This is a genomic window from Embleya hyalina, from assembly GCF_003967355.1.
Taxonomy (GTDB): domain Bacteria; phylum Actinomycetota; class Actinomycetes; order Streptomycetales; family Streptomycetaceae; genus Embleya; species Embleya hyalina.
This window is the reverse complement of the sequence record NZ_BIFH01000015.1, coordinates 328,966-354,160: the sequence shown is the minus strand read 5'-3', so window position 1 is coordinate 354,160 and position 25,195 is coordinate 328,966. Positions and strand designations below refer to the sequence as shown.

Here is a 25,195-nt window from a genome sequence, read left to right as displayed (position 1 = left end):
GTAATCAGTGCAGCACACATGGGGCCGACGATCCAGGGGCGCGCGTACGTTTTCGCGGGGGTCGGACGGGGGCCTCAGGTGGTGATCGCGCCGCCGTTGACCTGGAGGGTCTGGCCGGTGATCCAGGCGCTTTCGGTCGAGGCGAGGAACGCGCAGATCGCGCCGGCGTCCTCGGGGGTGCCCAGGCGGCCCACCGGTATGCGCTCGGCCTGCCCGGCGGTGTGCGCGAGCTCGCGACCGCTGGGGCGCGGGTCCATCAGACCGAGCGCGACCGTGTTCGCGGTCACGCCGTCGCGCGCGGTCTCCATCGCGAGGTGGCGCATGAAGGCGATGGCGCCGCCCTTCGCGGCCCCGTACAGCGAGATGCCGAACCCCTGGCCGCTCACCCCGGCGGTCGAGGCGATGGTGATCACCCGTCCGAAGCGGCGCGCGCACATCCCGTCGAGTACCGCCTTGGTGCACGCCATCACGCCGAACAGGTTGACGTCGGCGAAACGTTGCCAGTCCTCGGGCACGGTCTGCCGGAACCGGGTCGGGCGAAATCCCTCGGCGCCGCCGTTGCCGGCGTTGTTGACCAGGATGTCGACCGGCGCGACGGCGCGCTCGAAGGCGCGGATCGCCAAAAGCGCGGCCCTGGGGTCGGTCACGTCGAACACGGCGGGGTACGCCCGGCCGCCGGCGTCGCGGATCGTGGCCGAGGTCTGCTCGGCGCGCTCGGCGTCGAGGTCGTTCACGGCCACGATCGCGCCCTGCGCGGCGAGCAGTCGGGCGATGCCCGCGCCGACGCCCTGCCCCGCGCCGGTCACCAGCGCGGCCCTGCCGTCGAGTGCGAACACGCGGGTCTCCCGGGGGAATCGATCGGTTCGACGACGGTCCTGGTCCCGGCGTCGATCATGACGCGCGCAGCCAACCACCGGCCCCTACACGTGTCAATGCTGGACTCCATCAATTACCTTCGACCGGTAGGGGCGCGCACCTAGACTGTGGAACGCCCGCCTCCGCCATACGAAACCGTACGGCGTTGTTTCCCTCCCGGAGGACTCGTCCAGTGCCCCCGTCAGCCGAGTCGCCCACTCCGGAACGACAGGAGTCGCGGCACCACGTCCAGACCGCGCTCGAACGCCTGATCCGGCTGCAACAGAGCCGCCGCGTGCACGGTGAGCTCACCAGCGCCTCGCGCGCCCAGGTCTCGCAGCCGGCCGTGGTGTTGCTGGCCCGGTTGCAGGCGGGCGGCGGCGGTCTGGCGATCGGCGATCTGGCCAAACTCGCCCGGATGGACATGTCGCTGGTCAGCCGGGAGCTGCGCAAGCTGGAGGCGGACGAGTTGGTCACCCGGACCACCGACGCGCGCGACGGCCGGATCACCCGGGTCGGCCTCACCCCCAAGGGCCGCGGCGTGGTGCGCCGGCTGCGTCGGGTGCGGGATCGGCACTTCGAGGAGGCGCTGTCCGGCTGGTCCGACGAGGACCTCGCCGCCCTCGGCGCGCTGATGGGCCGCTTCGTCGACGACCTCTCCGCCGTGCGCTACCGCGAGGCCGACGACACCGCCTGACCCGGCCGGCGGGCCCGTTCGCCGCGTCACCCACGTTCCCGCGTCGTGCCCCGTCGTCCCCGTCCGCCCGCTTTGTGCGCGGCTCGGCTGGACAGCGTCCGCGTGTCCACCAGACTGTGTGCCTGGACCGGGCGGTTTGTCGTCCGCCGGGTCGAACTCGCGTGCCCGCGGGCACGCGTGCCGGTCTGCGGCGGGTGGGACGACGTGGAAGGAAGAGGACACACCGTGGGAGAGCTGCACTGCGCCGGCCGCGACCGCGTCCGGGTCGCGTGAGCGCGGTACTGCGCGGCACGGGAGCCGCGCCGGGGTCCGCGGTCGGCCGCCTGGTGGCGGCCCGGGTCGGCTCACCGGCCGCCCGGCCGGACCCGGCGCCGCCGACCGACATCCCGGCCGCGCTGGACACCGTGGCCCGGCACATGGACGACCTGGCCGGGGCGCTGCGCACGCGCGGACGGGCGGCGGAGGCCGACATCGTCGAGTTCGCCGCGCTGATCGCCCGGGATCGCGAACTGCGCGACGGCGCGGCCCGACACCTCGCGGCGGGCCTGGCGCCGATCGACGCGCTGGCCGAGGCGGTGCGCGAATTCGCCGACGTGGTGGCCGGTTTCGACGACGAACTGCTCGCCGAGCGAGCGGTGGACGTGCGCGACATCGGCCGCCAGGCCGACGCGCTGCTGCGCGGCGAGGACCCGGCGGGCGGCCGACCGCCGGGCGGGGCGCCGGCGGTGCTGGTCGGGGAGGAACTGGCCGCGATGGACCTGCTGCGCGGCGCGCGGCCGGCGGCGGCGGTGTCCGAGCGGGGCGGGCCGACCGGGCATCTGGCCATCGTGGCCCGCTCGTTGGGTATCCCGCTGGTCCTCGGCATCCCGCTGGCGGCGCTGGCCGAGCTGGCCGAGGACCTGATTCTGGTGGACGGCGAGGCGGGCACGGTCGAGGCCAACGCGGGCGCGGGCGTACGGACCATCCCGGCGCCGCGGCGGGTGCCCGGTGGCGGCGCGGGGCAGGCGATCACCCGGGACGGGCGCCGGATCCGGGTGCGGGCCAATGTGGCGACCGTGACGGACGCGCTCGCGGCGGGTGAGGCGGGCTCCGAGGGGGTGGGCCTGCTGCGTACCGAACTGCCTTTTCTGACCGAGGAGTTCGGCTGGCCGGACGAGGAACGGCACGTGGCGATGTTGACCCCGGTGCTGGCCGCGGTACCGCCGGGGTTGGTGGTGGTGCGCACGCTCGACTTCACCGGCGACAAACGCCCGCCGTTCCTGCGCGACCGGCGGATCACGCTGCCCGGACCCGACGCGCTGACCGCACAACTGCGCGGCGTGATGCGTGCGGCGAGCGACACGGGGGTCGAGGTGGCGCTGCTGCTGCCGATGGTCGACCATCCCCGGCGGATCAAGCACGTGCGCGGCCTGCTCGCCGACGCGTGCGCGAGCCTGGGCCTGGTTCCGCCGCCGTTGGGCGCGATGGTCGAACTGCCCCAGGTGCTGGACCAGGTGGACGATCTGGCCGAGCACGCCGACTTCCTGTCCCTGGGCACCAACGACCTCACCTCGCGGCTGCTCGGGCTGAGCCGGGACGACCCCCGGCTGACGCCCGCGTCGGCCGCGCACCCGACGGTGTTGGACGCGATCGCGCAGACCATCCGGGCGGGCCACGCGCACGGGCGCGCGGTGTCGCTGTGCGGCGACGCGGCGGCGGATCCGGCGGTCCTGCCGCATCTGGTCCGGCTCGGCTGCGACGCGGTCTCGGTGGCGCCGACCGCGCTCGCGGGGGTTCGGGCGGCGGTCCGGGCGTACTGACGTCACGGGCGCCCCTGGCCGACGGTGACGGATCGCCGCCGGTCGAGCGGGTTTCAGGTGTCCATGTGGCGGGATGTGCGTCCGCCGATCGAGACGGACCGGATATTGCCTGGGCTCGAACGACCCACGTCGGATAATGCGGACATGGGAAAAACGTACGAGCGGATCGACGACCGACTGCGTGAGTTCATCGAGGCCCAGCCCGTCTTCTTCGTGGGGAGCGCGCCGCTCGCCGACGACGGCCATGTCAACGTGTCGCCCAAGGGGCGGGCCGGCACCCTCGTCGTGTTGGACGAACGGACCGTGGCCTACCTGGACTTCGGCGGCAGCCACGCCGAGACCATCGCGCACCTGCGGGAGAACGGCCGGATCACGCTGATGTGGTGCGCGTTCGAGGGGCCGCCGAAGATCGTCCGGGTACACGGCACGGGCGAGCCGGTCTTCCGCGACGACCCGCGCTTCGCCGACCTGGTGGCCCGCTTCGGTGACGCGGACGCCGCCGGGCTGCGCGCGGTGGTGGTGGTGCGGGCGAACCTGATCAGCGACACCTGTGGCTTCGCCGTCCCGTTCATGGACTATCGCGAGGAGCGGACCCTGCACGAGGAGTACATGGCCCGCAAGACCGACGAGGAGTTCGTCGAGTACGTCGGCAGCAAGCCGTACAACATCGCGAGCATCGACGGACTGCCCGCCGTACCCCTCCCGTTGCCGCTGCGCGGATAGCGGACGGGGGAGGGCGGTCGGCGGGCGGCGGGTGACGATCCGGGGTCGGCCGAGGTGAACCCGTCCGGGTCAGCGGTCCTCGGCCGCCTGCCGTTCGTACGCCCCCAGGATCGCCGCGAGCAACCCCGGGAAGCGCTCCTCCAGGTCCGCCTGCCGCAGTGTGGTCAGTCGGCGGTTGCCGTCCTCGCGCTGGTGGATCACGCCCGCCTCGCGCAACACCCGGAAGTGGTGACTGAGCGTGGACGGGGCCAGCTCGACCGGGAACGTGCCGCACGCGCGCTCGGGGTCGGCGTGGAGCGTGCGGGTGATGGTCATCCGGGTCGGGTCGGACAGCGCGTGCAGGACGTCGAGCACGTTCATCTCGGCGGTGGCCACGTGGACCGGCGCCGGGCGCCGGGCATGCGAGCGGGGCACGGGCGGCTCCTCTTCTCCACGGGTCCCGGCGCGCGGAGGATTTCCCCGACCGCCTTGGCGGTGATTTTGCCCGGCGTCCCCGATCGTCGTGATACTACTTTCGACGTACGTCGAACATCGTAACCGTGGACGGGGACGGACATGCGCGCATTGCTGATGACCGAGCCGGGGGACGCGCGCCGGTCGCGGATCGGGGACGTGGAGGTGCCTCGTCCGGGCGCGGGCGAGGTGGCGATCGACGTCGCGTACGCCGGGCTGAACTTCATGGACGTGATGGCCCGGCGCGGCGATCCCGGCTATGTCCGGAGTTGGCCGTATCGCCCCGGCCTGGAGGTCGCCGGCACGGTGCGCGAGGTCGGCGCGGACGTGGTCGGTCTGGCGGTCGGCGACCGGGTCGCGGCGGTGCCCGACGGCGGCGGCCTCGCCGAAGTGGCCATCGCCCGGGCCGGGTTGACCATGACCGTGCCCGCCGAGGTGTCGCTGCGCACGGCGGCGGCGGTGCCGCTGGGCCTGGCCACGGCGATGTTGCTGCTGGCCGAGGCGGGTCGGTTCGCCCCCGGGGACAGTGTCCTGGTGCACTCCGCGAGCGGTGGCATCGGCAGTGCGCTGGCGCAACTGGTCCCGCTGCTCGGCGGTGGTCGGCTGATCGGCACGGTGGGCCGGGCGGAGAAGGTCGAGGCGGCCCGCAAGAGCGGCTACGACGAGGTGTTCGTGCGGGACGAGGCGGACGCGGAGGCCATCCGGGCGGCCAACGAGGGACACGGGGTGGATGTGATCCTGGACCCGCTGGGCACCAGCGCGCTGGACCTGGACCTGGACGCGGCGGCGACCGGCGCCCGGATCGTGCTGTTCGGCAACGCCTCGGGCGGCGCGCTCGACCCGATGCCGCCGGCCGGTCGACTGATCGGCGGCAACATCACCGTGACCGGCTTCAGCCACCGCGGCCTGGTCGCGGGAGCGCCCCGGCGGGTGGCCAGGGCCATCCGGGGCACCCTGGATTTGCTCGCGGGCGACCGGCTGGACTTCCCGGTCACCGAACTGTCCTCGTTGGCCGAGGTTCCGGCCGCGCACGACCTGCTCGCCGCGGGGCGGGGCGCGGGCAAGTACGTGGTTCGGGTCACCGGCTGACGGGCCGTCACCCAGGCGCTCCCCGGTCGAAGCCGGCCCGGCTCGGCCGGACTTCGGCCGGGCGCGCCGGGTCGGATCAGCCCTGCGCCGGGTATTGCCCGGGCGGCGGGCCCGGCGGCTGGTGCGGCGGCTGCGGTGCGTACCCGCCGGGCGCCTGACCCGGGTACACGTTCTGCGGGGCCTGGCCCGGGTACTGCTGCGGCACCTGGCCCGGGTACTGCTGCGGGGCCTGGCCGGTGTACTGCTGCGGTGGCTGCCCCGGGTACTGGTTCGCCGCCTGCGGCGCGTACTGGTTCGGCACCTGGCCGGGGTGGCCGCCCTGCGGAACGCCGCCGGACGCCGCGTACGCGTCCGTGAGGTAGCGGAAGATCCACTCGCCCTCGGTGCGCCACGGGCGCGGGAAGTTGAGCTTGGCGGGCTTGTCCTTGCCGGGGAAGTGGAAGAACATCCGGCTCCAGGTCGTCTTCGCCTCGAACCCGCTCAGCAACGCCCCGGCCTGCGCGTGGGTCAGCGCGTAGGCCACCTCCTTGGGCCTGCTGCTCAGCGCGCTCGCGCGGTGGAACAGCACCCCCTGGCGGGTGACCGTGAAGAAGTAGTAGTCGGACATCGACGCCCCGATCAGCGCGCCGATGCCGCCGAAGAGCGCGAACAACATCGGGTTCGGCCCGCGGACCACGAACATCGTGCACAGCGGTTCGTCGCCGGGCACGGCCGCGGCCACCACCTCCGCGACCTGCCGCTGCATGGTCGCCTTGCGCATTGCCATGTGCCGGTCCTCCCCGTGGGTGTGCCACGCCGCCGCGACGGGCGATCGAAGGCTAGTCCCGTGTGGGCCGTCCGTGGGCACGGTCCGGGCAAATGTTCGACTCCGGGTCGGAGTGCGCGCTTCCGCTGAGCGGAATCCGGGCGCCCGGCGGGCCGCCGTCGGACGGCACGGTGGGCGGTACGACATCGCCGCCGCAGGGGAGAGCGCATGAACGGGCTCGAGGACGTCTATCTGGTGGACGCCGTACGCACGCCCATCGGTCGCCACGGCGGCGCGCTGGCCGGGGTGCGGCCGGACGATCTGGCCGCGACCGTGTTGCGCGCCCTGCTCGACCGGGCGCCGGACCTGGACCCGGAGCGCGTCGACGACGTGGTGTTCGGCGCCGCCAACGGGGCCGGCGAGGACAACCGGGACGTGGCGCGGATGGCCGTACTGCTCGCCGGACTGCCCACGTCGGTGCCCGGCGTCACGGTGAACCGGCTGTGCGGATCCGGCCTGGAGGCGGTGATCCAGGCGGCCCGCGCGGTCGCGGTCGGCGATGCCTCGATCGTGGTCGCGGGCGGGGTCGAGTCGATGTCGCGCGCGCCGTGGGTGCTGGCCAAGCCCGGCCGGGGCTATCCCGCCGGCCACGAGACGCTGCACTCGACCACGCTCGGCTGGCGCATGGTCAATCCGCGCATGCCCGCCGAGTGGACCGTCGGCCTCGGCGAGGCGACCGAGCGACTGGCGACGGAATACGGCGTGACCCGGGAGGCGCAGGACGCCTACGCCGCCGCGTCGCACGCCGGGGCCGCCGCCGCGTGGGCCGCCGGCGCGTTCGCCGACGAGGTGGTCCCGGTCCCGGGCGTGGACCTGGTCCGGGACGAGTCGGTCCGGCCCGGCAGCACCCCGGAGGTGTTGGCCGGGCTGAAGCCGTCGTTCCGCCCGGACGGCACGATCACCGCGGGCAACGCCTCGCCGCTCAACGACGGCGCCGCCGCGCTGCTCGTGGCCGACGCGGCGGGACTGCGGGCCATCGGCCGCGAGCCGCTGGCCCGGATCACCGCGAGTGGCGTGCACGGCGTGGACCCGCGCCGGTTCGGCATCGGCCCGGTCGAGGCGGGCCGCCGCGCGCTGGCCCGGGCCGGTCGCGGCCTCGCCGACCTGGACGCGGTCGAACTCAACGAGGCGTTCGCCGCCCAGGCGCTCGCCTGCCTGGGCGAATGGCCCGAGTTGGACCCGGCCGTGGTCAACCCGCTCGGCGGCGCGCTGGCGCTCGGCCACCCGCTCGGCGCGTCCGGCGCCCGGATCCTGGGCACGCTCGCGCACCGGTTGCGCCGCCGGGGCGGCGGCCTGGGCATGGCCGCACTGTGCATCGGCGTCGGCCAGGGCCTGGCCGTCACGGTGGAGAACTGAGGAGAGACGCCCGATGACCACCCCGCACGACCGCATCGACGGCCGGCCGGACCGCCGCGCATCCGGGGCCGAGCCCGAGCCCGGCGTCCGTCCCGCACCCGAACCCCCGCGCCGCCTGCCCGAGTTCGACTTCGCCGCCTACCGGAGCACCGAACTGCGCAGTCCCCGGCAGCCGTTGGTGATCCCGCCGAGCGGCGCCACCGAGCCCACCGGCCCGGTGTTCGGCGTCGCCGACGTACACCCGCTCGACGCCGACCTCACCGCGCAACACGTCGGCGAACCGCTCGGCGAGCGCATCGTGGTCGGCGGCCGGGTGCTGGACGAGTCGGGTCGGCCGCTGCGCGGGCAACTCGTCGAGCTGTGGCAGGCCAACGCGGCCGGCCGCTACCCGCACAAGGCCGACCGCCACCCCGCACCGCTCGACCCCAACTTCACCGGCGCCGGCCGATGTCTGACCGACGAGGAGGGCCGCTACCGGTTCGTCACGATCAAGCCCGGCGCGTACCCGTGGGGCAATCACCACAACGCCTGGCGCCCCGCGCACATCCACTTCTCGCTCTTCGGCACCGCCTTCACTCAGCGCCTGGTGACCCAGATGTACTTCCCGGGCGACCCGCTGTTCGCCTACGACCCGATCTTCAACTCGGTCCGCGACGAGCGGGCCCGCCGCCGGATGATCGCCGGCTTCGACATGGACACCACCGTGAGCGAGTGGGCGCTCGGCTACCGGTGGGACATCGTGCTCGGCGGCGCGAGCGCGACCCCGACGGAGGACCGATGAGCACCCGGCCGATGGACACTTCGCCGATGAACACCTGGCCGATCGGCGCCGAGGGCGACACGCCGAATCCGGACGGCGGGCTCACCCCGTCGCAGACCGTCGGACCCTTCTTCGGCTACGCGCTGCCCTTCGCCGGCGGCCCGGACCTGGTCCCGCCGCACACGCCCGGCGCGATCCGGGTGCACGGCACGGTGTACGACGGGGCGGGCGTGCCCGTCCCGGACGCCGTCGTGGAGATCTGGCAGGCCGACGCGACGGGCCGGATCCCGCGCGCGCCCGGCTCCTTCGCGCGCGACGGGGTGACCTTCACCGGGTGGGGGCGGGCGGCGGTGGACCGGCTCGGCCGCTACGCGTTCAGTACGGTTCGGCCCGGCGCGCCCGGGGCCGACGCGAACCCGTACCTGGCCATGTCGGTCTTCGCGCGCGGCATGCTGCGCCGAGTGGTCACCCGGGTGTACTTCCCCGAGGACGACCGCCACGCGGACCCGCTGTTCGCGCTGGTTCCGGCGAGCCGGCATGAGACGCTGATCGCCGTGCGGGAGGAATCGGGATCCTACCGCTTCGATGTGCACATCCAGGGCGAACAGGAGACCGTTTTCCTTGCCGTGTGACCGTGACCCCATGGTCGATCGTGACTCCGCGCACGACCGCGACCGCGACCCCGTCCACGACGAGGTCGACGCGGGGCTGCTCGAACCGGTCCGGTCCGGGACGCCCGTCGAGGCGGCCACGAGCGACGCCGCGTACCTGCGGGCACTGCTCGACGTGGAGGCCGCGCTGGCCCGGGCCCAGGCCCGGATCGGGCTGATCCCGGCCGAGGCCGCCGCCGCGATCGAGGCGGGTACCCGGGGCACGTTCGACCTCGTCGACCTGGCCCGTCGCGCGCGCGGCGCGGGCAACCCGGTGGTCCCGCTCGTACAGGACCTCGGAGCGGCGGTGCGCGCCCTCGACCCGGCCGCCGCCGACCACGTACACCTGGGCGCGACCAGTCAGGACATCGTGGACAGCGCCGCGATGCTGGTCGCCGCCCGCGCCCTGGACGCGACGCTGCCCGACCTGGCCCGCACCGCCGCCGCGCTGGCCGACCTGGCCGAACGGCACCGCGACACGCTCCAGGCCGGCCGTACGCTCACCCAGCACGCGGTGCCGACCACCTTCGGGCTGGTCGCGGCCGGCTGGTGTGTCGCGGTCACCGACGCCTGGGCGCACACCCGCGCGGTCCGCGCCGCACTGCCCGCGCAACTGGGCGGCGCGGCGGGCACCCTGGCCGCGCTCGGCCCGCACGGGGTCGCGCTGCTCGCCCCGTTCGCCGAGGAACTGGGGCTGGCCGAACCGGTGTTGCCCTGGCATACGCTGCGCGCCCCGATCCTGGACCTGGCCGGCGCGCCGGTCCGGGTCACCGGCGCGCTGGGCAAGTTCGCCGGTGATGTCGCGCTGCTGGGGCAGACCGAGGTGGGCGAGGTGGCGGAGGCGACCGGCGCCGGGCGCGGCGGCTCCTCGGCGATGCCGCACAAGCACAACCCGGTGCTGTCGGTGCTGATCGTCTCGGCCGCCCGGCAGGTACCCGGCTACGTCTCGATCCTGGCCGCCTCGGCGGCGGGCGCCGAGTATCAGCGCCCGGCCGGCGCCTGGCACGCCGAGTGGCAGCCGCTGCGCGCGGCACTGCGCCTGGCGGGCGGCGCGGCCTCGACGGCGGCCGAACTGGCCGAGGGACTGGTCGTCTTCCCGGACCGCATGCGGGCCAACCTGGAGCTGACCGGAGGGCGGATCGTGTCCGAGCGGCTGGTCGCCGAGCTGACCGCCGAGCACGGCGCGACACAGGCTCGCCGACTGCTCACCGACGCCTCCCGGACCTCGGCGCGCACCGGCCGGCACCTTCGTGATGTGCTGGGGGAGGCTGACGAGACGCTGTTCGACCCCGCCGGTCACCTCGGTTCCACCCCGGCCCTGATCGATCGGGCGCTCGCGCACCACCGCACCGTGTTCCGGTTCCAGGAGAAGGTCACATGACGATCGCCACGCTCAACCACCGCTTCGACGGCCCGGCCGACGCCCCGGTGGTGATCCTCGGCCCCTCGCTCGGCACCGAACTGGGCATGTGGGACGCGCAGATCCCGGAGCTGTCCAGGAATCACCGGGTGCTGCGCTACGACCTGCGCGGACACGGCCGGTCGCATCCGGTACCGGGCACCGACTCGGTCGCCGACCTGGTCGGCGACGTGCTGACGCTGGCCGACTCGTACGGGATCGGGCGGTTCGCCTACGCCGGTGTCTCGCTCGGCGGCGCGGTCGGCCTGTGGATGGGCGTGCATCATCCCGAGCGGCTGACCGGGCTGATCGCGTGTTGCTCCTCGGCGCGATTCGGCGAGCCCGAGGGCTGGCGGGAGCGGGCCGCGACGGTGCGCGCGCAGGGCATGCGACAGCTCGCCGACACAGTGATCCGGCGCTGGTTCACCCCCGAGTACATCGAGCGGGAGCCGGCCGCGGTGCGGCGGATCCTGGAGATGTTGTACGCCTGCCCGCCGGAGGGCTACGCCGGTTGTTGCGACGCGCTCGCGGGCTACGACCTGCGTGCCGAACTGGGGCGGATCGGGGCGCCCACGCTGGTGATCGGTGCCGAGCGGGACCCGTCCACGCCGCTCGAACACGCCCGCGAGCTGGCCGCCGGCATCCCCGGCGCGACGCTGGTGGAGGTCGCCGACGCCGCGCACCTGGCGAACATCCAGCAGGCCGAGGCGGTCACCTCGGCGATGCTGGCGCACCTGACGGCGGGGGTGCGGGGATGAGCCACGCCGACGGGATGCGGGTGCGGCGCGAGGTGCTGGGCGACGCGCACGTGGATCGGGCGGTCGCGGGTACCACCGAACTGACCGCCGACTACCAGGACCTGATCACCCGCTACGCGTGGGGCGAGATCTGGACCCGGCCCGGCCTGGACCGCCGGACCCGCAGCTGCGTCACGCTCACCGCCCTGGTGGCCAATCACCACCTGGACGAACTCGCGATGCATCTGAAGGCGGCCCGGACCAACGGGCTGAGCTGGGACGAGATCAAGGAGGTGCTGTTGCAGACCGCCGTCTACTGCGGTGTGCCGGCGGCGAACAGCGCCTTCGCGGTGGCGCAGCGGGTCCGGGCCGAGCTGGGCGAGTGAGGGAGGGCCGCCGATGACGCCCGTCACGGTGACCGGCAAGGTGATGGCGATCCTCGGCGCGTTCGCGGCCGGGGACGGCCGGTTGACCCTGACGGAGGTGTGTCGGCGGGCCGATCTGGCGCTCGCCACCGGGCATCGCCTCGTCGCCGAGCTGGTCGGCGGGGGATTTCTGGAGCGCTTGGACGACGGGTCGTATCGGGTCGGGGTCAAGCTGTGGCACATCGGCGCGCAGGCGCACGCCGCGACCGATCTGCGCGACCTGGCCCTGCCGCACATGGAGGACCTGTACGAGGCGACCCACGAGAACGTGCAGCTCGCGGTGCTGCGCGACGGCAAGGCGCTGTACCTGGAACGCCTGCGTGGCACCCGCTCGATGCCGATCGTCACCCGGGTGGGCGTCGAGTTGCCGCTGCACGCCACCGGGGTCGGCAAGGTGTTGCTCGCCTACGCGCCCCGGCAACTGCGCGAGCGGGTGCTGGCCGAGACGTTGGCCGCGCACACCGAGCGCACCATCACCGATCCGGAGCGGCTGCGTGTGTGCCTGGCCGAGGTCCGGCGCACCGGGGTGGCCACCACGTCGGGCGAGATGACGGTCGGCGCGCACTCGGTGGCGGCGCCGGTCCGGGACCGGCACGACGCGGTGATCGCGGCGTTGTCCCTGGTGACCGGACGGCGTACGGCGGACCTGCGGCGGCTGGTGCCGACGGTGACCACGGCGGCCCGGGCACTGTCCCGGGACGTGGCGCTGCACTGGTCCGGGAGCGGGGACATCGGCGCCGACGCGGACGAGGGCGCGGGTGGGGACTGTCACCCACGTGGGTGACAGTCCCCATCGGTGACCGCGCTCTCGGGGCTTCGGCATCACCCGAACGTCCTCAGAGCTTCAGCATCACCTGAACGAAGGCCCGGTACTTCTGCAGGGCGAGCCGCAGTTGCTCGGTGTCGTCCCCGGCCTCGCGCCGCAGCCGCTCCAGCTCGGCGCGCCGGGCCTGGATGGCGTCGGTCGCCAGCTTGGCCACCTGCGCGGTCACCTCGTCGGCGTCGGAGACCGCGTCCGCGGGGCTGTCCACGAAGGTCGACAGGGTGTCCCGGAAGCGGGCGTTCAACTCCTCGCCGGTGTCCCGGTCGACCAGCGCCTCGCCGGCGCCGGTGCGGCGCGCGGGGGTGCGACGCGCGGCCGGCCGGCGACCGCTCGTGCTCTGCGCCCCGGCACCGGCCGAGGCCGCGGGTGTGCCGCCGCCCTTGCCCGCGCCGCGCACCGGCAGGACCGAGGTCCCGTACGGCTCCACGTCGTCGTGCTGTCGGTGCGGCAGATCGGCGGCCGGGGCCGGCGGCGGGTCGGTGGGCGCGGGCGGGATCGGGCCGGCGCCGTCGGTGATCCGGGCCTGGCGGGCGGCGCGGTCCCGGTCGTCGCGCTCGACGACGGGCGGGTCTTCCGGTGGGGCGCCGGAAGTGCCGGGCGCGTTCGGGGAGTTCGTCTTGCGCATCGCTCTGGGTCCTCTCGTCCGGTACGACTGGCCGTGGCGCCGTTCCTCCGAGCGTCCCCCCGTTCGGGACCGCTCCGATGTGGTCGGTCTTCCGATTCGTCTTCCGCTTTGTCCATGACTACCCGGGTGTGTACCCGGTCAGCGGGGCTCCGGCTTCGTGGTGTCGAATCGGGGTGCCCGCGTGTCGTATTCGGCCGGTGTCGTGGTCGTACCGGTCGTACCCGTCGGGTCCGTCGTGCCGGTGCGATGGTCGTGCGTGCGCCCGGACGCGGCGCTGTTCCTGGGGCGATACGTCTGCCCCAACAGGTCGTCGAACAGGGCCCGGTGGTGGATCATCGCCTGGCGCAGGTCCTCGGTCTCGGCGCGGCCGGCCTCGTTGAGTCGGGCGATCTCGTGCGCCTGGCGGTAGTGCTCGAGGGTGTGACCGTGCTCCACGGACAACAGTTCGATCCGCGTGTCGTGTGCGCCGGTCGGGTAGCCGCGCTCGTGCATCAGCCGGGTGATCAGCGCGTCGGCCTCGGCCACCGCGTCGCCGGGGGCGTCCACGAAACGTTCCTGGACGTCGGTCCACTCGGTGGCGTACTGCTCCCGCGCGGCCGGCTCCAGCGGCTTGAGGTCGAGGTCCCGGTGCTTGCGTTCGCGATCGGCCAGCCGGCGTTCGGCCACGCGTCGGTCGCCGTACTGTTCGACCGCCTTGTCGTACTCGGGGCCGAATCGGCCCTGCAGGTGCCTGCGTCGCATCATCGGGCGGCCCACGAGGACGGCCGCGCCGGCGAGGAGGACGACGATCACCACGATCAGGACGATGGTCGCTGCCGTGTTCACGGGGGACTCCAGAAGTGTCGGGTCTCGGATCGTGCCTTTCGGTGGAACAGCGGATGCACTCCGCATAGCGGAGGTATCCGCCCGTGCTCGACATCCCATCCCTTGCCGGGTCCGCGCCGAGCAAACTCGACCGGGTGCACCGGCTTCCGGCCACCGGAAGGCGGGCGGTCCGGCCGCGCCCACGATGGGCGAGCCTGAGGCGGATCGGGTACGGCGGGACGAGGAGCGGGCGGATGCGGACACGGGTCGCGATCATCGGTGCGGGACCTGCGGGTCTGCTGCTGTCGCAACTGCTGCACGATCGTGGGATCGACGCGGTGTTGCTGGAGGCGCGCGATCGCGAGTACTGCGAACACCGGCAGCGGGCGGGCATGTTGGAGCAGGCCACGGTCGACGTGCTGCGCGAGGCCGGCGCGGCGGATCGGCTGGATCGTGAGGGGCTGGTCCACCACGGGATCCATCTGCGCTACGCCGGTCGGGATCGGCACATCGACTTCCCGAGCCGGACCGGGGGGCGGTCGGTGACCGTGTACGGGCAGACCGAGATCGTCAAGGACCTGATCGCGAAGCGGGTCGCCCAGGGCGCGCGGATGTACTTCGACGCGCCGGTGACCGCGATCGAGGGCATCGACGGCGACGCGCCGCGCGTGCGGTTTCTGCGCGACGGTGTGGAGGAGGTGCTGGAGTGCGACCTGGTGGCGGGGTGCGACGGGTTCCACGGGGTCTCGCGCGGGGCGATTCCGGCGGATGTGCTGAAGACCTATGAGCGGGTCCATCCGTTCGCGTGGCTGGGCATCCTGGCGGATGTGGCGCCGTCGACCGACGATCTGATCTACGCCCACAGCGAGCGCGGGTTCGCGCTGCACAGTATGCGGTCGCGTGCGGTGAGCCGGCTGTATCTCCAGGTGGACCCGGACGCGGACCTCGCCGACTGGCCGGACGAGCGGATCTGGGCGGAGTTGCGCGAGCGGTTGGCGCTGCCGGGCTGGACGTTGGACGAGGGGCCGATCAGGGAGCGGAGCATCACCCCGATGCGGAGCTTCGTGGCCGAGCCGATGAGTTTCGGGCGGCTGTTCCTGGCGGGCGACGCGGCGCACATCGTGCCGCCCACGGGGGCGAAGGGGTTGAACCTCGCGGTGGCGGACGTGCGGGTGCTGGCGCGGGCGTGTGGGGAGTTCTTCCTGGCGGGGTCGCGGGCGGGGCTCGACGGCTACAGCGACGCGTGTCTGCGGCGGGTGTGGCGGGCGGAGCAGTTCTCGTCCTGGATGACGACGTTGTTGCACGCGCGTGTGGATGCGAGCGGGTTCGATCGGCGGTGCCAGGAGGCGGAGTTGGCGTACGTGGCGGACTCCTCCGCCGCGATGGACTCGCTCGCCGAGAACTATGTCGGCTACACCTGGGCCGACTGACCGCGCGCGGCCCGGCGCGGCACCCGCGCCGTGGAGCCGAGGTGGCGGGTCGCTAGGCTGGTGGCGGCAATACGCCATCCTCACAACGAAGTTCGTCAGCGCCGGGTCGGTCGGTGGAGTGTGCTGTCGGGCTCGCTCGGCATGCGGGTTCGACGCGGCTCCGCCTCGGCGGTGTGCGTTCGTGTCTCGCGTCCGGGCCTGTCTCGGAAGGACCACGATGACCACCGACCACGACCACTTCGACGACGGCGGGTACACGCCGGATGCCGAGCGGGACACCACCATGCTCCTGGACGCCTTCGTCGCGCACATCGCGAACGCGGTCCGCGAGCGGGCGCTGCCGGACCGGATCCCGGCCGACCTGAGCGCGCTGCACCGCGAACTCGAGCACGCCAACGCGCACTTGATCGACGACGAGGCGTCCCGGCACAACCTGCGGATCACCCTCGCGCTGGTCGCGGCGTACCGGATCCTGTCGCCGCACCTGGATCGCGACGACGCCCTCGCCCTCGTCCGGGACGCGATCGTCGAACCGCTCGGCGCGATCACCGAGGCGGCCACCGCGGCGATGCTCGATGCCGCGCCCGACCCGTTCGCGGCCATCGTCGCGCTGTCGAAGTCCCGCGAGGAGGAGTCCTTCGGGCGCACGTTCACCTTCGCACGCCCGGCGGACGACGATCGGCGCTACCTCCTCGACATCCACCGCTGCTTCTACCACGACGTGCTGGTCGCCAACTCGGCCCCGGAGTTGACGCCCGCGATGTGTGCCTTCGACCTCAACTGGATCCGGGCCATCGACCCGAACCGACACGGTCTGCGCTTCGACCTCGCCGGCACCATCGGCCACGGCGACACCCACTGCGCGTTCCACTTCCACCGCACCGACCCGCCCCAGTCGCCCCGCGACTGACGAAACGAGCGGACCGGCGCCGTGCCCGTGCCGTGCGGCGGCGGGAATGTTGTCCACAGGCTGTGGGTGACGGCTGTGGGGAAAGTGTCCGAGGCCGGGCGTTGCCGCCGGCCTCGGACACGGCTGGTTGATCGGGACCGGGCCCGCCCAGCCGCCGGTGCCCTCGACCCAGGCGACGTTCAACTTGCCGTCGTTGCCGATGAAGGCCGCCGTCAGGACGTTGTCGGACTGCTTGTACACCGCGACGCGGGCGCCGGCGGGAGCCAGGCCGCCGCCGACGGGTACGGGAGCGTGCCAGGCACCGCCGCCCACGACCCAGGCCACGTTGAACCGGCCCCACCGGTCGACGGAGACGGAGATCAGGATGTCGTTGGTCTGCTTCGCCATCGCGACACCGCCGCCGGCCGCGCCGTCGGGTCCGCCGATGTCGGCGGGGCCGTTCCAGTTGCCCGCGCCGTTGGCCCACGTCACGTACGTCGAACCGTTCCGGCCGGTGGCCGTGGCGGTCAGCGTCCAGTCGTTTTGCCGGGCGAGGGCCACGCCGCCGCCCGCGTTGGTCAGCGGGGAGCCGACCGCGGCCGGCGCGGTCCACCAGACCCCGGCGTAGGGCTGGTACGCGGTGCCGGTGTTGTCCGTACCACTGAGTGAACCACGCCCGCGAAAACGCCCGCCGTGCGATCGGCGCGCTACCGCCGCCGGTGTGGCGAATCCCGGTGCGGGCGCGGGTGATGGGCCCGACCGCCCACGAGGGGGCGGCGATGTCGGCAGATTGGCGCGGGTGCCGGCGGGCGCGGGGGCGTGCTCAGCGTCGGGTCCTGGCGCAGGATGGCCGCCTGGAGGTCGCGCAGACGCGGGCCCGGATCCAGGCCCAACTCCTCCGCGCACAACCGACGACCCGCCTCCAGGACCTGCAACGCCTCCGCCTGCCGGCCGGATCGATAGAGGGCGAGCGCGAGTTGCGCCCTCGGCCGCTCCCGCAGCGGGTGCGCCCGGACCAGCGACATCAGGTCACCGATCGCCGACGCGTGCGCGCCCATCGCCAACCGGTACTCGGCCGCGTCCTCGCGCAGCGAGGTGTACTCCTCGACCAGCCGGGCCCGTTCGGCCTCGGCCGCGTCGTGGTCGGCCAGTTCGGCGAACGGCTCGCCCCGCCACAACAGGCGTGCCTCGCCCAGCAGTTCGTCCGCCCGCTCGTACGCCCCCACCGCACCCGCCGCCCGCCCCGCATCGGTCAGCGCGCACAACCGCGCCACGTCCAGGCTCCCGGCGGGTACCTCCAGGGCGTAGGAGTCATCGCGCGTAGTCAACAGGCGGTAGGGCGCCCGCCGCCCCGGCTCCAACACCCGGCGCAGGCCGGACAGATAGGCGTGCAGCGTCGATCGGGCCCCGGGCGGCGGGTGCCCGTTCCACAACTCGTCGGCCAACCGCTCCACCGGCACGGCCACCCCCGGCCGGAGCAGCAGCAGGGTCAACAACTCACGCTGCCGCCTGGGTCCGATGTTCAACGCGCGTCCGTCGGGGCCCAAAACCCGGGTAGGCCCCGACACACGGAAGGACAGGCCCCCCGACTCATCGTTGCGCGGTGGCTCCCCAACCTGCCCGCGCGACGGAATCCCCCTCGTCATGTGGAAGACGACGGACACACCGACCGGGCGGGTTCCGCACCACCCCAGGGTTGAGGGACCCTCGCCCCGACCGCGCCCGTCCGTGAGGGAATTCCCGCCCCGCGGAGGGCATGGCCGGGTTGCCCGGGGTCACCCGCCCTAGCGTCGATCGCTGAAGCGGATGTCCAGGCTGCGCAGATACGTCTGGAGCCCCGCGTCCTGGATCGGGATCAGGTGCGCCGGGCTGCCCGACTCGTTGTGGTGGGCGTGCCACTTGCCGGGCGGGGTGACGAACGCGCCGCCCGGCTCCCAGTCCACCCGCAGCGGGTCGACGATGTCGCCGCGCTCGTCCAGCCGGTCGCCGAGCAGCGTGTAGCACCCCGGCTCGCAGTCCAGGATCAGATCGAGCGCGACCGACTGGTGGCGGTGCGGGCGCTGGATCTGGTCCACCGGCAGCAGGCCGAACATCGCCCACAGGGTGTGGGTGACGGTCAGCGTGCGGTCCTGGTCGACGGTGTTCAGCAACACGCTGACCCGGTTCTTGGCGTTGGCGCCGGGCGCCTCGGCGATCCGGGTCAGCTCCTCGACCGCACGATGCCGGGCGAACTTGGTCGGCCGGAACCTGGCCCGGCTCGGCACCACCCCGAGGTAGCGCAACAAAGGCTCGTCGTGGACCCAATAGAGCACCGCGTCCTGGGTCGCGTGGTGGGTGATCTCGCCCAGGTCGGGCAGGACCAGGAAGTCGCCCTTCTCCCACTCCACGGCCTGGCCGCCGACCAGCGACAGGCCCCGCCCGTACAGCACGTAGTACAGCTGCGAGGTGGCGTTGGGCCGCACCGCGAGCCGGTCGCCCGCGTTGATCCGGACGAAGTTGGCCAGCAGCGCCGGACTGGTCGCCGGGCCGCCCTCGATCCGCATCGGCTCGGCGAGGTCGAGCGGGACCACCCGGGTGTCGCCGCCGGTGTGCAGGTCCGCCGGAAAACGCCGCACCGGGACGGGCGTGGTGTGGCCCGAGCCGATCGGATTGGCCGCCTTCGTGTATTCCCAGTAGACCGCGTCCTCGGCCCACGCGGCGGCGCTCGCCGCCAGCGGCCCCTCGAACCCGAGGCGCGCCACGTCGACCAGGGGCGGCGCCGCGACGGTCGGGTCGAAGAGCGTGGACTCCCTTGCTCCGGACGGGTTCCGATCGGCCGTCACCTCAGCCTGCGCAGTCATCCGAGATCCCTTCGCGAACGATTCCCCGACCCGGCCATGCTCCCACCGAACCGGTTGCGGGAAACTGCGGAACCGGTCACATTCCGCGCGGTTCGCCCCGAACGCCGGTCACCCCGCGCGCGGACAGAAGCTCCCGAGCCCGTCGGCGAGCTGCGCGAACGCCTCCTCCGCCTCGGCGACCGCCACCGGGTACACCTCGTCGGCGCTCGCACCGGCGGCCAGCCGTTCGATGGTCCGGGCGATCAGGATCTGCCGCACGTTGAGGATCTGGTTCGCGGCGACGCGGCAGGCCAGGTCCCCCGGACGGGCGAGCTCCCGCTCGAACTCCGCGGCCAGCAGGTGCTCGTTGCGTTCGCGCACGGCCATCGCGCCGTGCCGCAACGACGGTGTGTCGAGGATCAATCGGTGCACGCCGAGGATCTGCGGGTCGTCGTTCAGCCCGGCCACCGGGTTCCGCTCGCGCAGCGCGTCCAGGAAGTGCCGACGCAGCGCGTCGACCGGGGTCTCTCCGACGCCGCGCTCCCGAACCACCTCGGCCGGCTCGCCGACGTGTGCCGTCATCGGACCCAGGACCAGCTCTTCCTTCGCCTGGAAGTAGTTGAAGACGGTCATCTTGGACACGTTCGCGCCCGCCGCGATCTCGGCCACGGACACGTTGTCGAACCCGCGCTCGAGGAAAAGCCGCATGGCGGTGCGCCACAGCGTGACCCGCGTCTCCAACTTCTTGCGCTCACGAAGGCCGAGTTCCTGGGTCATGGCACGACTGTACCAGGATGAAAATTAGGTCGGGATTAAAGATTGACCCGATACAAAAATCGCCTCTATGGTCCTGTCATGACGACCACCCAGGCATCGGCGCCGAACCCGCCGAACAACCCGCCGAAGAACCCGCCGAAGAATCCACCGACAGTCCCGCCGACGAACCCGCCCGCCCCCGCCATGACCGAGTTCCAACGCCGCACCGGCACCGTCCTGTGCCTGTTGACGATGGTGTTGGCGATCCTCGACCAGAACATCGTTTCCGCCGCGATCGTCCCGATCGTCCGGGACCTCGACCCGGTGCACGGCGTGGACCACGTCGCCTGGCTGGTCGCGGCGTTCTCGCTGGCCGCGAGTGTGGTGCTGCCGCTGTACGGGCGGCTGTGCGACGCGTTCGGCGCCAAGCGGGTCTACCTCGCCGCGATCGTGTTCTTCCTGGTCGGCTCGGTCCTGTGCGGCATGGCGCGGTCGATGACCCAGCTGATCGCCTTCCGCGCGGTCCAGGGCATCGGCGCAGGCGGGCTGATGAGCGTGACCATGGTGGTCATGGCGCACCTGCGCAAGCCGGGCGACAAGGCCGGGCCGAGTGCGCTCGCGGGCATTCTGGGCGGCAGCGGGATGGCGCTCGGCCCGTTCGTCGGCGGGCTGTTCGCCGACCACGGCAACTGGCGGATGATCTTCTTCGTCAACGTCCCGCTCGGTGTGCTGATCATCGCCGGCGCGTTGTGGACACTGCGGCTGCCCCGAGCCACCGCCACCGAGACCCGGATCGACTTCGTCGGCGCGGCACTGGTCGCGGTGTTCGCGAGCGCGCTCCTGCTGGCCTGCCAGTGGGGCGGCACCGAATACGCCTGGGACTCGGTCACGATCCTCGCCCTGCTGGTCGCGGCGGTCGTGGGGCTCGCGCTGTTCGTGTACCGCCAGGCGACCGTCGCGGTGCCGATCCTGCCGCTGTCGTTGTTCCGCGACGCCTACATCCGCAACGGGTTCCTGCTCCAGGGGCTGACCGGCGCGGGGATGCTCGGCACGATGGTCTACCTGATGATGTACCTCCAACTGGCGCGCGGCGTGGACGCCACCCACGCGGGCTCCTACCTGGCCTTCATGGCCGTCGGGATGATGGTCGCGGGCATCGTCGGGACCAGGCTCCCGTGGCGGACCCGGACCGGTCTGATGGTCGGCACCGCGCTCGGCGCGGTCGCGTTCGCCGGTCTGGCGCTGCTCGGCACGGACACCTCGTTGTGGGTGCTGCGCGGGGAACTCCTGGTGCTCGGCCTGGGGTTCGGGCAGTTGGTGGGTCGGGCGATCGTGGCCGTACAGCAGGCCGCGCCGCGGGAGCACCTGGGCGTCGCCACCACCGGCATCCGGTTCTTCCAGTCGCTCACCGGCACGCTGAGCGTGGCGCTGTTCGGCACGCTGCTCGGGCGCGCGTTCGCGGCGAAGAGCGACGTCGGCGACATTTCCGCGATCCCGCGCCTGGAGCCGAGCCGACACGCCGACGCGGTCGCCGCGTTCGTCTCCGGCGTCGACCTGGTCTTCGCGGGCGCGGCCGGGCTGATGGTGGTAGCGGTCGTGTGCGCGTGGCGGATGCGCGACCGGGAGCCGGCGGCCGAGCCGGTCGCGACCGGGTCTTCGGCTCCGGTCCGCTGACCCGGGCCGCATCCGTCGAGCCGCTCCCGCACCGCTGTCCGTCGTTCGGTGGACACCCGGCGTCCGTCGTTCGTACGTCCCGGCGGGCGAGCCCGCTGCGCCATCGTCGAGGCATGACAGCGGAACGGACGCTCGCACCGGCGGGCGAGGCGGGCGACGCCGACACGGCGATCAGGGTGCGCGGGCTGCGGCGCGCGTACGGCGCGCATCGGGCGGTGGACGGACTGGACCTGGACGTGCGCCGGGGCGAGATCTTCGCCCTGCTCGGCCCGAACGGGGCGGGCAAGACCACCACGACCGAGATCCTGGAGGGCTACCGCTCGCGCGACGCGGGCGAGGTCGCCGTCCTGGGCGTGGATCCGGCGCGCGCCGGGGCGCGGTGGCGGGCCCGGATCGGCATCGTGCTCCAGGAATCGGCGGACGTGTCCGGGCTCACCGTGCGCGAGAGCGTGCGGCACTTCGCGCACTACTACCCCAAGCCCCGCGATCCCGACGAGGTGATCGAGGCGGTCGGGCTGACCGACAGGCGGGACACCCGGGCCGGCGCCCTCTCCGGTGGGCAGCGGCGTCGCCTCGACGTCGCGCTCGGCATCCTGGGCGGGCCGGAACTGCTTTTCCTGGACGAGCCGACCACCGGGTTCGACCCCGAGGCGCGCCGCCGGTTCTGGGCGTTGATCGTCGGGTTGCGGGCGGCCGGGACGACGATCCTGCTCACCACGCACTACCTGGACGAGGCCGAACACCTCGCGGACCGGGTCGGGGTGATCCGGGCGGGGCGGGTCGTCGATGTGGACACCCCCGAGCGGCTCGGCGGCCGACACCTGGCCCGATCGGTACTGCGCTGGCGCGACGCCGAGGGCGCGCACGAACTCGCCACCGCCGAACCGACCGCCGACGTGGCCCGGCTCGCGGCCCGCTTCGGCGGGGAGATACCCGAGCTGACCGTGACCCGACCGTCCCTGGAGGACGTCTATCTCGATCTGATCGGAGCGTGGTGATGTCGACCTCGACGGCAACCATCGTGGCGGCGCGGACCCGCCTCGAACTGAAGATGTTCGTCCGGCACCGCGAGCAGATGGCGGTGACCTTCGCGATGCCGGTGCTGCTCCTGGTACTGCTCGCGCTGATCGGCGGCGGCACGGTGGACGGCACCGGTGTGGCGGAGAGCCGGGTGCACGCGGCGGGCATGATCGCGGTCGGCATCGTCTCCGCCGGATTCCAGGGCCTGGCACTCGCGGTGGCCGCCGAACGCCGGGACGGCACGCTCAAGCGGCTGCGCGGCACGCCGATGCCTCCGGTGGCGTATCTCCTGGGCAAGATCGCCCAGGTGATCGTGGTCAGCCTGGTCCAGGTCGCGCTGCTGCTCGTGGTCGGGGTGATCGGCCTGGACCTGACCCTTCCGCACGACCCGACGCGGTGGCTGACCTTCGCCTGGGTGTTCGTCCTGGGCGTGACCGTGGCCACGCTGCTCGGCCTGGCCGCGAGCGGACTGATGCGCAAGGGCGCCAACGGGGCGCTGATCATCCTGCCCTTCACGGCGCTTCAGTTCGTCTCGGGCGTGTTCGTCGCACCCGGCGGACTGCCGCACGGCGTCCAACGGTTCGCGGCGGTTTTTCCGCTGAAGTGGCTGACCCAGGGGATGCGCTCGGTCTTCCTGCCGGATTCGTTCCGGGCGGTGGAGCCGGCGGGCTCGTGGGAGCTCGGTCGGGTGGCCCTGGTCCTGGCCGCATGGGGTGTGGTCGCCTTGGTCGTGTGGATCAGGACATTCAGGTGGATCGAGAACGAGCGGTGAACACGGCGACCGCCGTCGCGCGGGACGCGGAGGAGGTGGCCTTCGGGACCAAACTGCTCACCGTCTACCGCGGCGCCTACCTCCTGCTCGCGGCGATCACCGCGGCCGAGTTCGCCGGACGCGACGCGCCGCTGTGGTGCTACGCCGCGCTGCTCGTCATGCCCGTGTCGTTCTGGGTGATGGTGCCGCCGGGCATCGATCCGACCGAGTGGGACCGGCGCGGCCGGGCCCACCTGGTGCTCGCCTACGCCGCGGTGACCGCGCTCAGCCTCCAGGACCCCGAAGGCATCGTGCTGATGTACGTGTTGATGCCGCTGACCTTCACCTTCGTCGAGGCGACGATCCCCTCGATGCTGCTGAGCGCCTACATCTTCGGGATGAACGGCGCGCTGCGGGCCCGCGAGGCGCACTGGGAGCACGGTGTGGTGGCGAGCATCCTGGTGGAGATCGCCGTCGTGCTCGGCTTCAGCTTCCTGATGGCCCGGCTGGTCCAGTGGCTCGCCGACCGGGTGGAGGAGCGCGGCCGACTGCTGCGCGAGTTGGAGGCCACCCGGGCGGAGTTGGCCGAGACGCACCACCAGGCGGGAGTACGGGTCGAGCGCGAGCGTATGGCGCGCGAGATCCACGACACCCTGGCCCAGGGCTTCACCAGCATCCTGATGCTGCTCCAGGCGGCCGGGATCACCGTGGACTCCGACTCCGAGGCCACCCGCAAACGACTGGACCTGGCCGAGCGGGTGGCCCGGGACAACCTCGCCGAGGCCCGTGCGCTGGTCGCCGCCCAGGGCCCGGCCGAGGGCGCCGAGCCGGCCGAACCGCTCGCCGAACTGCTCGGCCGCACCGTCGCCGGGCTCGGCGAGGAGTTGGAGGTGGCCGCCTCCTTCGAGGTCGTCGGCAGCGAGTACGAGTTGTCCTCGACCGTGCAGGTGGTGCTGGTCCGGGTGCTCCAGGAGTCGCTGGCCAACATCCGCAAGCACGCCGGGGCGACGTCCGTGGCGGTGGAACTGGCCTATCGGCCGTTCGCCACCAGGCTGACCGTGGTGGACGACGGACGGGGTTTCGAACCGGGGTCGGGGAAGGGGGGATACGGTCTTCCCGGAATGCGAGCCCGCCTCGCACAGGTCGGCGGCGAGGTCGAGGTGGTCTCGGCTCCCGGCCGGGGCACGACCGTACGCGTGGAGGTACCGCAGTGATCCGGCTGCTCATCGCCGACGACCATCCCGTGGTGCGGGAGGGGTTGGCGGGCATGCTCGCGGCCGAGCCCGATTTCGAGGTGGTCTCCTCCGTCGAGGACGGTGCACAGGCTGTGGACGGGGCCGCCGAACTGCGGCCCGACGTGGTGTTGATGGACCTGCGGATGCCCGGCACCGACGGCGTCGCCGCGACCCGGCGGATCGTGCGCGAACTGCCCGGGATCCATGTGCTGATCCTGACCACGTACGACACCGACACCGACATCGTGCGCGCGGTCGAGGCGGGCGCGACGGGCTACCTGCTCAAGGACACCCCGAGGATGGAACTGGCCGCCGCGATCCGGGCGGCGGCGCGCGGCGAGACGGTACTGGCACCGCCGGTGGCGGCCAAGCTGGTCACCCGGATGAAGGCACCGGTCCGCGACGCGCTGAGCCCGCGCGAGACGCAGGTGCTCGGTCTGGTCGCGCGCGGGATGACCAACGCCGAGATCGGCCGCGAGCTGTACATCAGCGAGGCCACGGTCAAGACGCACCTGCTGCGCACGTTCAACAAGCTCGGCGTCGACGACCGCACCGCAGCGGTCACGGTGGCGATGGCGGACGGGTTGTTGCCGGGCGTCGGCGGCTGAGTCGCGTTCCGGG

General features: G+C 73.0%; 25 protein-coding genes and 1 pseudogene. 18 read left to right on the top strand and 8 right to left on the bottom strand.

The genetic code is table 11. From position 1 onward, the window contains the following. Nucleotides 1-74 precede the first annotated feature (74 nt). On the bottom strand, nucleotides 75-836 hold the full coding sequence (locus EMA17_RS09215; RefSeq protein WP_126636422.1) for an SDR family NAD(P)-dependent oxidoreductase: 762 nt from the start codon (nucleotides 834-836) through the stop codon (nucleotides 75-77). A 212-nt stretch (nucleotides 837-1,048) separates the two neighbouring features. Between EMA17_RS09215 and EMA17_RS09210 the strand changes: the two genes are divergently transcribed. The 3 genes from EMA17_RS09210 (at nucleotide 1,049) to EMA17_RS09200 (ending at nucleotide 4,074) form a co-directional block, all read left to right on the top strand. Continuing rightward, nucleotides 1,049-1,552 (top strand): MarR family winged helix-turn-helix transcriptional regulator, encoded by a 504-nt coding sequence (locus tag EMA17_RS09210; RefSeq protein ID WP_246126548.1) that lies wholly within the window; start codon nucleotides 1,049-1,051, stop codon nucleotides 1,550-1,552. 269 nt (nucleotides 1,553-1,821) lie between these two features. Continuing rightward, nucleotides 1,822-3,351 carry a putative PEP-binding protein gene (locus EMA17_RS09205; protein WP_126636421.1) on the top strand — a complete coding sequence of 510 codons (1,530 nt, stop codon included), beginning with the start codon at nucleotides 1,822-1,824 and terminating at the stop codon, nucleotides 3,349-3,351. Between the two features lie 144 nt (nucleotides 3,352-3,495). Then, the gene (locus EMA17_RS09200; protein ID WP_126636420.1) at nucleotides 3,496-4,074 is read left to right on the top strand and encodes a pyridoxamine 5'-phosphate oxidase family protein; all 579 of its coding nucleotides are present in this window, start codon (nucleotides 3,496-3,498) and stop codon (nucleotides 4,072-4,074) included. Nucleotides 4,075-4,143: 69 nt separating this feature from the next. Here the strand turns inward: EMA17_RS09200 and EMA17_RS09195 are convergent, their stop codons facing one another. After that, complete coding sequence (locus EMA17_RS09195; protein WP_246126547.1) at nucleotides 4,144-4,488, bottom strand: ArsR/SmtB family transcription factor; 345 nt, start codon at nucleotides 4,486-4,488, stop codon at nucleotides 4,144-4,146. A 141-nt stretch (nucleotides 4,489-4,629) separates the two neighbouring features. On the opposite strand from EMA17_RS09195, the gene EMA17_RS09190 reads away from it, so the two are divergent. Further along, entirely contained in the window at nucleotides 4,630-5,616 is a 987-nt protein-coding gene (locus EMA17_RS09190) for a quinone oxidoreductase family protein (RefSeq protein ID WP_126636419.1), read from the top strand. Nucleotides 5,617-5,692: 76 nt separating this feature from the next. Here EMA17_RS09190 and EMA17_RS09185 read toward each other — a convergent pair whose 3' ends face one another. Then, complete coding sequence (locus tag EMA17_RS09185; RefSeq protein ID WP_126636418.1) at nucleotides 5,693-6,382, bottom strand: hypothetical protein; 690 nt, start codon at nucleotides 6,380-6,382, stop codon at nucleotides 5,693-5,695. A gap of 207 nt (nucleotides 6,383-6,589) precedes the next feature. Between EMA17_RS09185 and EMA17_RS09180 the strand changes: the two genes are divergently transcribed. From EMA17_RS09180 to EMA17_RS09150, 6 genes and pseudogenes are all read left to right on the top strand, one after another. Next, entirely contained in the window at nucleotides 6,590-7,777 is a 1,188-nt protein-coding gene (locus tag EMA17_RS09180) for a thiolase family protein (protein WP_126636417.1), read from the top strand. A 13-nt stretch (nucleotides 7,778-7,790) separates the two neighbouring features. Further along, on the top strand, nucleotides 7,791-8,558 hold the full coding sequence (pcaH, locus tag EMA17_RS09175; protein ID WP_126636416.1) for a protocatechuate 3,4-dioxygenase subunit beta: 768 nt from the start codon (nucleotides 7,791-7,793) through the stop codon (nucleotides 8,556-8,558). Further along, nucleotides 8,555-9,169, top strand: a complete 615-nt coding sequence (pcaG, locus tag EMA17_RS09170; protein ID WP_246126546.1) for a protocatechuate 3,4-dioxygenase subunit alpha — start codon at nucleotides 8,555-8,557, stop codon at nucleotides 9,167-9,169. The genes pcaH and pcaG overlap by 4 nt, the downstream gene beginning before the upstream one ends. 10 nt (nucleotides 9,170-9,179) lie before the next feature. Further along, entirely contained in the window at nucleotides 9,180-10,568 is a 1,389-nt protein-coding gene (gene pcaB / locus EMA17_RS09165) for a 3-carboxy-cis,cis-muconate cycloisomerase (RefSeq protein WP_126636415.1), read from the top strand. Continuing rightward, nucleotides 10,565-11,709, top strand: a pseudogene (pcaDC, locus tag EMA17_RS09160) (bifunctional 3-oxoadipate enol-lactonase/4-carboxymuconolactone decarboxylase PcaDC). The gene pcaB and the pseudogene pcaDC overlap by 4 nt, the downstream one beginning before the upstream one ends. A gap of 13 nt (nucleotides 11,710-11,722) precedes the next feature. Beyond that, nucleotides 11,723-12,532, top strand: a complete 810-nt coding sequence (locus EMA17_RS09150) for an IclR family transcriptional regulator (protein ID WP_126636412.1) — start codon at nucleotides 11,723-11,725, stop codon at nucleotides 12,530-12,532. 52 nt (nucleotides 12,533-12,584) lie between these two features. Here EMA17_RS09150 and EMA17_RS09145 read toward each other — a convergent pair whose 3' ends face one another. Then, a complete protein-coding gene (locus tag EMA17_RS09145) occupies nucleotides 12,585-13,196 on the bottom strand; it encodes a hypothetical protein (RefSeq protein WP_126636411.1) in 612 nt (203 codons plus the stop codon). 138 nt (nucleotides 13,197-13,334) lie between these two features. Next, nucleotides 13,335-14,021 carry a hypothetical protein gene (locus EMA17_RS09140; protein ID WP_307721533.1) on the bottom strand — a complete coding sequence of 229 codons (687 nt, stop codon included), beginning with the start codon at nucleotides 14,019-14,021 and terminating at the stop codon, nucleotides 13,335-13,337. Nucleotides 14,022-14,254: 233 nt separating this feature from the next. On the opposite strand from EMA17_RS09140, the gene EMA17_RS09135 reads away from it, so the two are divergent. The 3 genes from EMA17_RS09135 to EMA17_RS09125 all read left to right on the top strand — a co-directional run bounded on the left by EMA17_RS09135 (nucleotide 14,255) and on the right by EMA17_RS09125 (nucleotide 16,947). Continuing rightward, entirely contained in the window at nucleotides 14,255-15,430 is a 1,176-nt protein-coding gene (locus tag EMA17_RS09135; protein WP_126636410.1) for a 4-hydroxybenzoate 3-monooxygenase, read from the top strand. 217 nt (nucleotides 15,431-15,647) lie between these two features. Beyond that, nucleotides 15,648-16,340 carry an L-2-amino-thiazoline-4-carboxylic acid hydrolase gene (locus EMA17_RS09130; RefSeq protein WP_126636409.1) on the top strand — a complete coding sequence of 231 codons (693 nt, stop codon included), beginning with the start codon at nucleotides 15,648-15,650 and terminating at the stop codon, nucleotides 16,338-16,340. 364 nt (nucleotides 16,341-16,704) lie between these two features. Further along, nucleotides 16,705-16,947, top strand: a complete 243-nt coding sequence (locus EMA17_RS09125; protein WP_126636408.1) for a hypothetical protein — start codon at nucleotides 16,705-16,707, stop codon at nucleotides 16,945-16,947. 79 nt (nucleotides 16,948-17,026) lie between these two features. Here EMA17_RS09125 and EMA17_RS09120 read toward each other — a convergent pair whose 3' ends face one another. The 3 genes from EMA17_RS09120 to EMA17_RS09110 all read right to left on the bottom strand — a co-directional run bounded on the left by EMA17_RS09120 (nucleotide 17,027) and on the right by EMA17_RS09110 (nucleotide 19,915). Then, the gene (locus EMA17_RS09120) at nucleotides 17,027-17,845 is read right to left on the bottom strand and encodes an AfsR/SARP family transcriptional regulator (protein ID WP_160161351.1); all 819 of its coding nucleotides are present in this window, start codon (nucleotides 17,843-17,845) and stop codon (nucleotides 17,027-17,029) included. A 258-nt stretch (nucleotides 17,846-18,103) separates the two neighbouring features. Next, nucleotides 18,104-19,159 carry a cupin domain-containing protein gene (locus tag EMA17_RS09115; protein ID WP_218042735.1) on the bottom strand — a complete coding sequence of 352 codons (1,056 nt, stop codon included), beginning with the start codon at nucleotides 19,157-19,159 and terminating at the stop codon, nucleotides 18,104-18,106. A 108-nt stretch (nucleotides 19,160-19,267) separates the two neighbouring features. Beyond that, complete coding sequence (locus EMA17_RS09110; RefSeq protein WP_126636406.1) at nucleotides 19,268-19,915, bottom strand: TetR/AcrR family transcriptional regulator; 648 nt, start codon at nucleotides 19,913-19,915, stop codon at nucleotides 19,268-19,270. Nucleotides 19,916-19,993: 78 nt separating this feature from the next. On the opposite strand from EMA17_RS09110, the gene EMA17_RS09105 reads away from it, so the two are divergent. The 5 genes from EMA17_RS09105 to EMA17_RS09085 all read left to right on the top strand — a co-directional run bounded on the left by EMA17_RS09105 (nucleotide 19,994) and on the right by EMA17_RS09085 (nucleotide 25,182). Continuing rightward, nucleotides 19,994-21,568, top strand: coding sequence for an MFS transporter (locus tag EMA17_RS09105; protein WP_246126545.1), 1,575 nt, complete (start codon nucleotides 19,994-19,996; stop codon nucleotides 21,566-21,568). Nucleotides 21,569-21,681: 113 nt separating this feature from the next. Further along, complete coding sequence (locus tag EMA17_RS09100) at nucleotides 21,682-22,566, top strand: ABC transporter ATP-binding protein (RefSeq protein WP_126636405.1); 885 nt, start codon at nucleotides 21,682-21,684, stop codon at nucleotides 22,564-22,566. Continuing rightward, nucleotides 22,566-23,360: an ABC transporter permease gene (locus tag EMA17_RS09095; RefSeq protein WP_126636664.1), complete on the top strand. Its 795-nt coding sequence runs from the start codon at nucleotides 22,566-22,568 to the stop codon at nucleotides 23,358-23,360. Before EMA17_RS09100 ends, EMA17_RS09095 begins: the two co-directional genes overlap by 1 nt. Continuing rightward, a complete protein-coding gene (locus EMA17_RS09090; protein WP_160161350.1) occupies nucleotides 23,339-24,553 on the top strand; it encodes a sensor histidine kinase in 1,215 nt (404 codons plus the stop codon). Before EMA17_RS09095 ends, EMA17_RS09090 begins: the two co-directional genes overlap by 22 nt. Next, nucleotides 24,550-25,182 carry a response regulator transcription factor gene (locus EMA17_RS09085; protein WP_126636403.1) on the top strand — a complete coding sequence of 211 codons (633 nt, stop codon included), beginning with the start codon at nucleotides 24,550-24,552 and terminating at the stop codon, nucleotides 25,180-25,182. The genes EMA17_RS09090 and EMA17_RS09085 overlap by 4 nt, the downstream gene beginning before the upstream one ends. The last annotated feature ends 13 nt before the right edge of the window (nucleotides 25,183-25,195 follow it).

What these genes read in the sequence shown, in the direction of transcription:
- EMA17_RS09200 (WP_126636420.1), top strand. Translation starts at nt 3,496, where the DNA reads ATGGGAAAAACGTACGAGCGGATCGACGACCGACTGCGTGAGTTCATC.
- EMA17_RS09190 (WP_126636419.1), top strand. Translation starts at nt 4,630, where the DNA reads ATGCGCGCATTGCTGATGACCGAGCCGGGGGACGCGCGCCGGTCGCGG.
- EMA17_RS09185 (WP_126636418.1), bottom strand. Translation starts at nt 6,382, where the DNA reads ATGGCAATGCGCAAGGCGACCATGCAGCGGCAGGTCGCGGAGGTGGTG.
- EMA17_RS09180 (WP_126636417.1), top strand. Translation starts at nt 6,590, where the DNA reads ATGAACGGGCTCGAGGACGTCTATCTGGTGGACGCCGTACGCACGCCC.
- pcaH (WP_126636416.1), top strand. Translation starts at nt 7,791, where the DNA reads ATGACCACCCCGCACGACCGCATCGACGGCCGGCCGGACCGCCGCGCA.
- pcaG (WP_246126546.1), top strand. Translation starts at nt 8,555, where the DNA reads ATGAGCACCCGGCCGATGGACACTTCGCCGATGAACACCTGGCCGATC.
- pcaB (WP_126636415.1), top strand. Translation starts at nt 9,180, where the DNA reads ATGGTCGATCGTGACTCCGCGCACGACCGCGACCGCGACCCCGTCCAC.
- EMA17_RS09150 (WP_126636412.1), top strand. Translation starts at nt 11,723, where the DNA reads ATGACGCCCGTCACGGTGACCGGCAAGGTGATGGCGATCCTCGGCGCG.
- EMA17_RS09145 (WP_126636411.1), bottom strand. Translation starts at nt 13,196, where the DNA reads ATGCGCAAGACGAACTCCCCGAACGCGCCCGGCACTTCCGGCGCCCCA.
- EMA17_RS09135 (WP_126636410.1), top strand. Translation starts at nt 14,255, where the DNA reads ATGCGGACACGGGTCGCGATCATCGGTGCGGGACCTGCGGGTCTGCTG.
- EMA17_RS09130 (WP_126636409.1), top strand. Translation starts at nt 15,648, where the DNA reads ATGACCACCGACCACGACCACTTCGACGACGGCGGGTACACGCCGGAT.
- EMA17_RS09125 (WP_126636408.1), top strand. Translation starts at nt 16,705, where the DNA reads ATGTCGTTGGTCTGCTTCGCCATCGCGACACCGCCGCCGGCCGCGCCG.
- EMA17_RS09115 (WP_218042735.1), bottom strand. Translation starts at nt 19,159, where the DNA reads ATGACTGCGCAGGCTGAGGTGACGGCCGATCGGAACCCGTCCGGAGCA.
- EMA17_RS09110 (WP_126636406.1), bottom strand. Translation starts at nt 19,915, where the DNA reads ATGACCCAGGAACTCGGCCTTCGTGAGCGCAAGAAGTTGGAGACGCGG.
- EMA17_RS09105 (WP_246126545.1), top strand. Translation starts at nt 19,994, where the DNA reads ATGACGACCACCCAGGCATCGGCGCCGAACCCGCCGAACAACCCGCCG.
- EMA17_RS09100 (WP_126636405.1), top strand. Translation starts at nt 21,682, where the DNA reads ATGACAGCGGAACGGACGCTCGCACCGGCGGGCGAGGCGGGCGACGCC.
- EMA17_RS09095 (WP_126636664.1), top strand. Translation starts at nt 22,566, where the DNA reads ATGTCGACCTCGACGGCAACCATCGTGGCGGCGCGGACCCGCCTCGAA.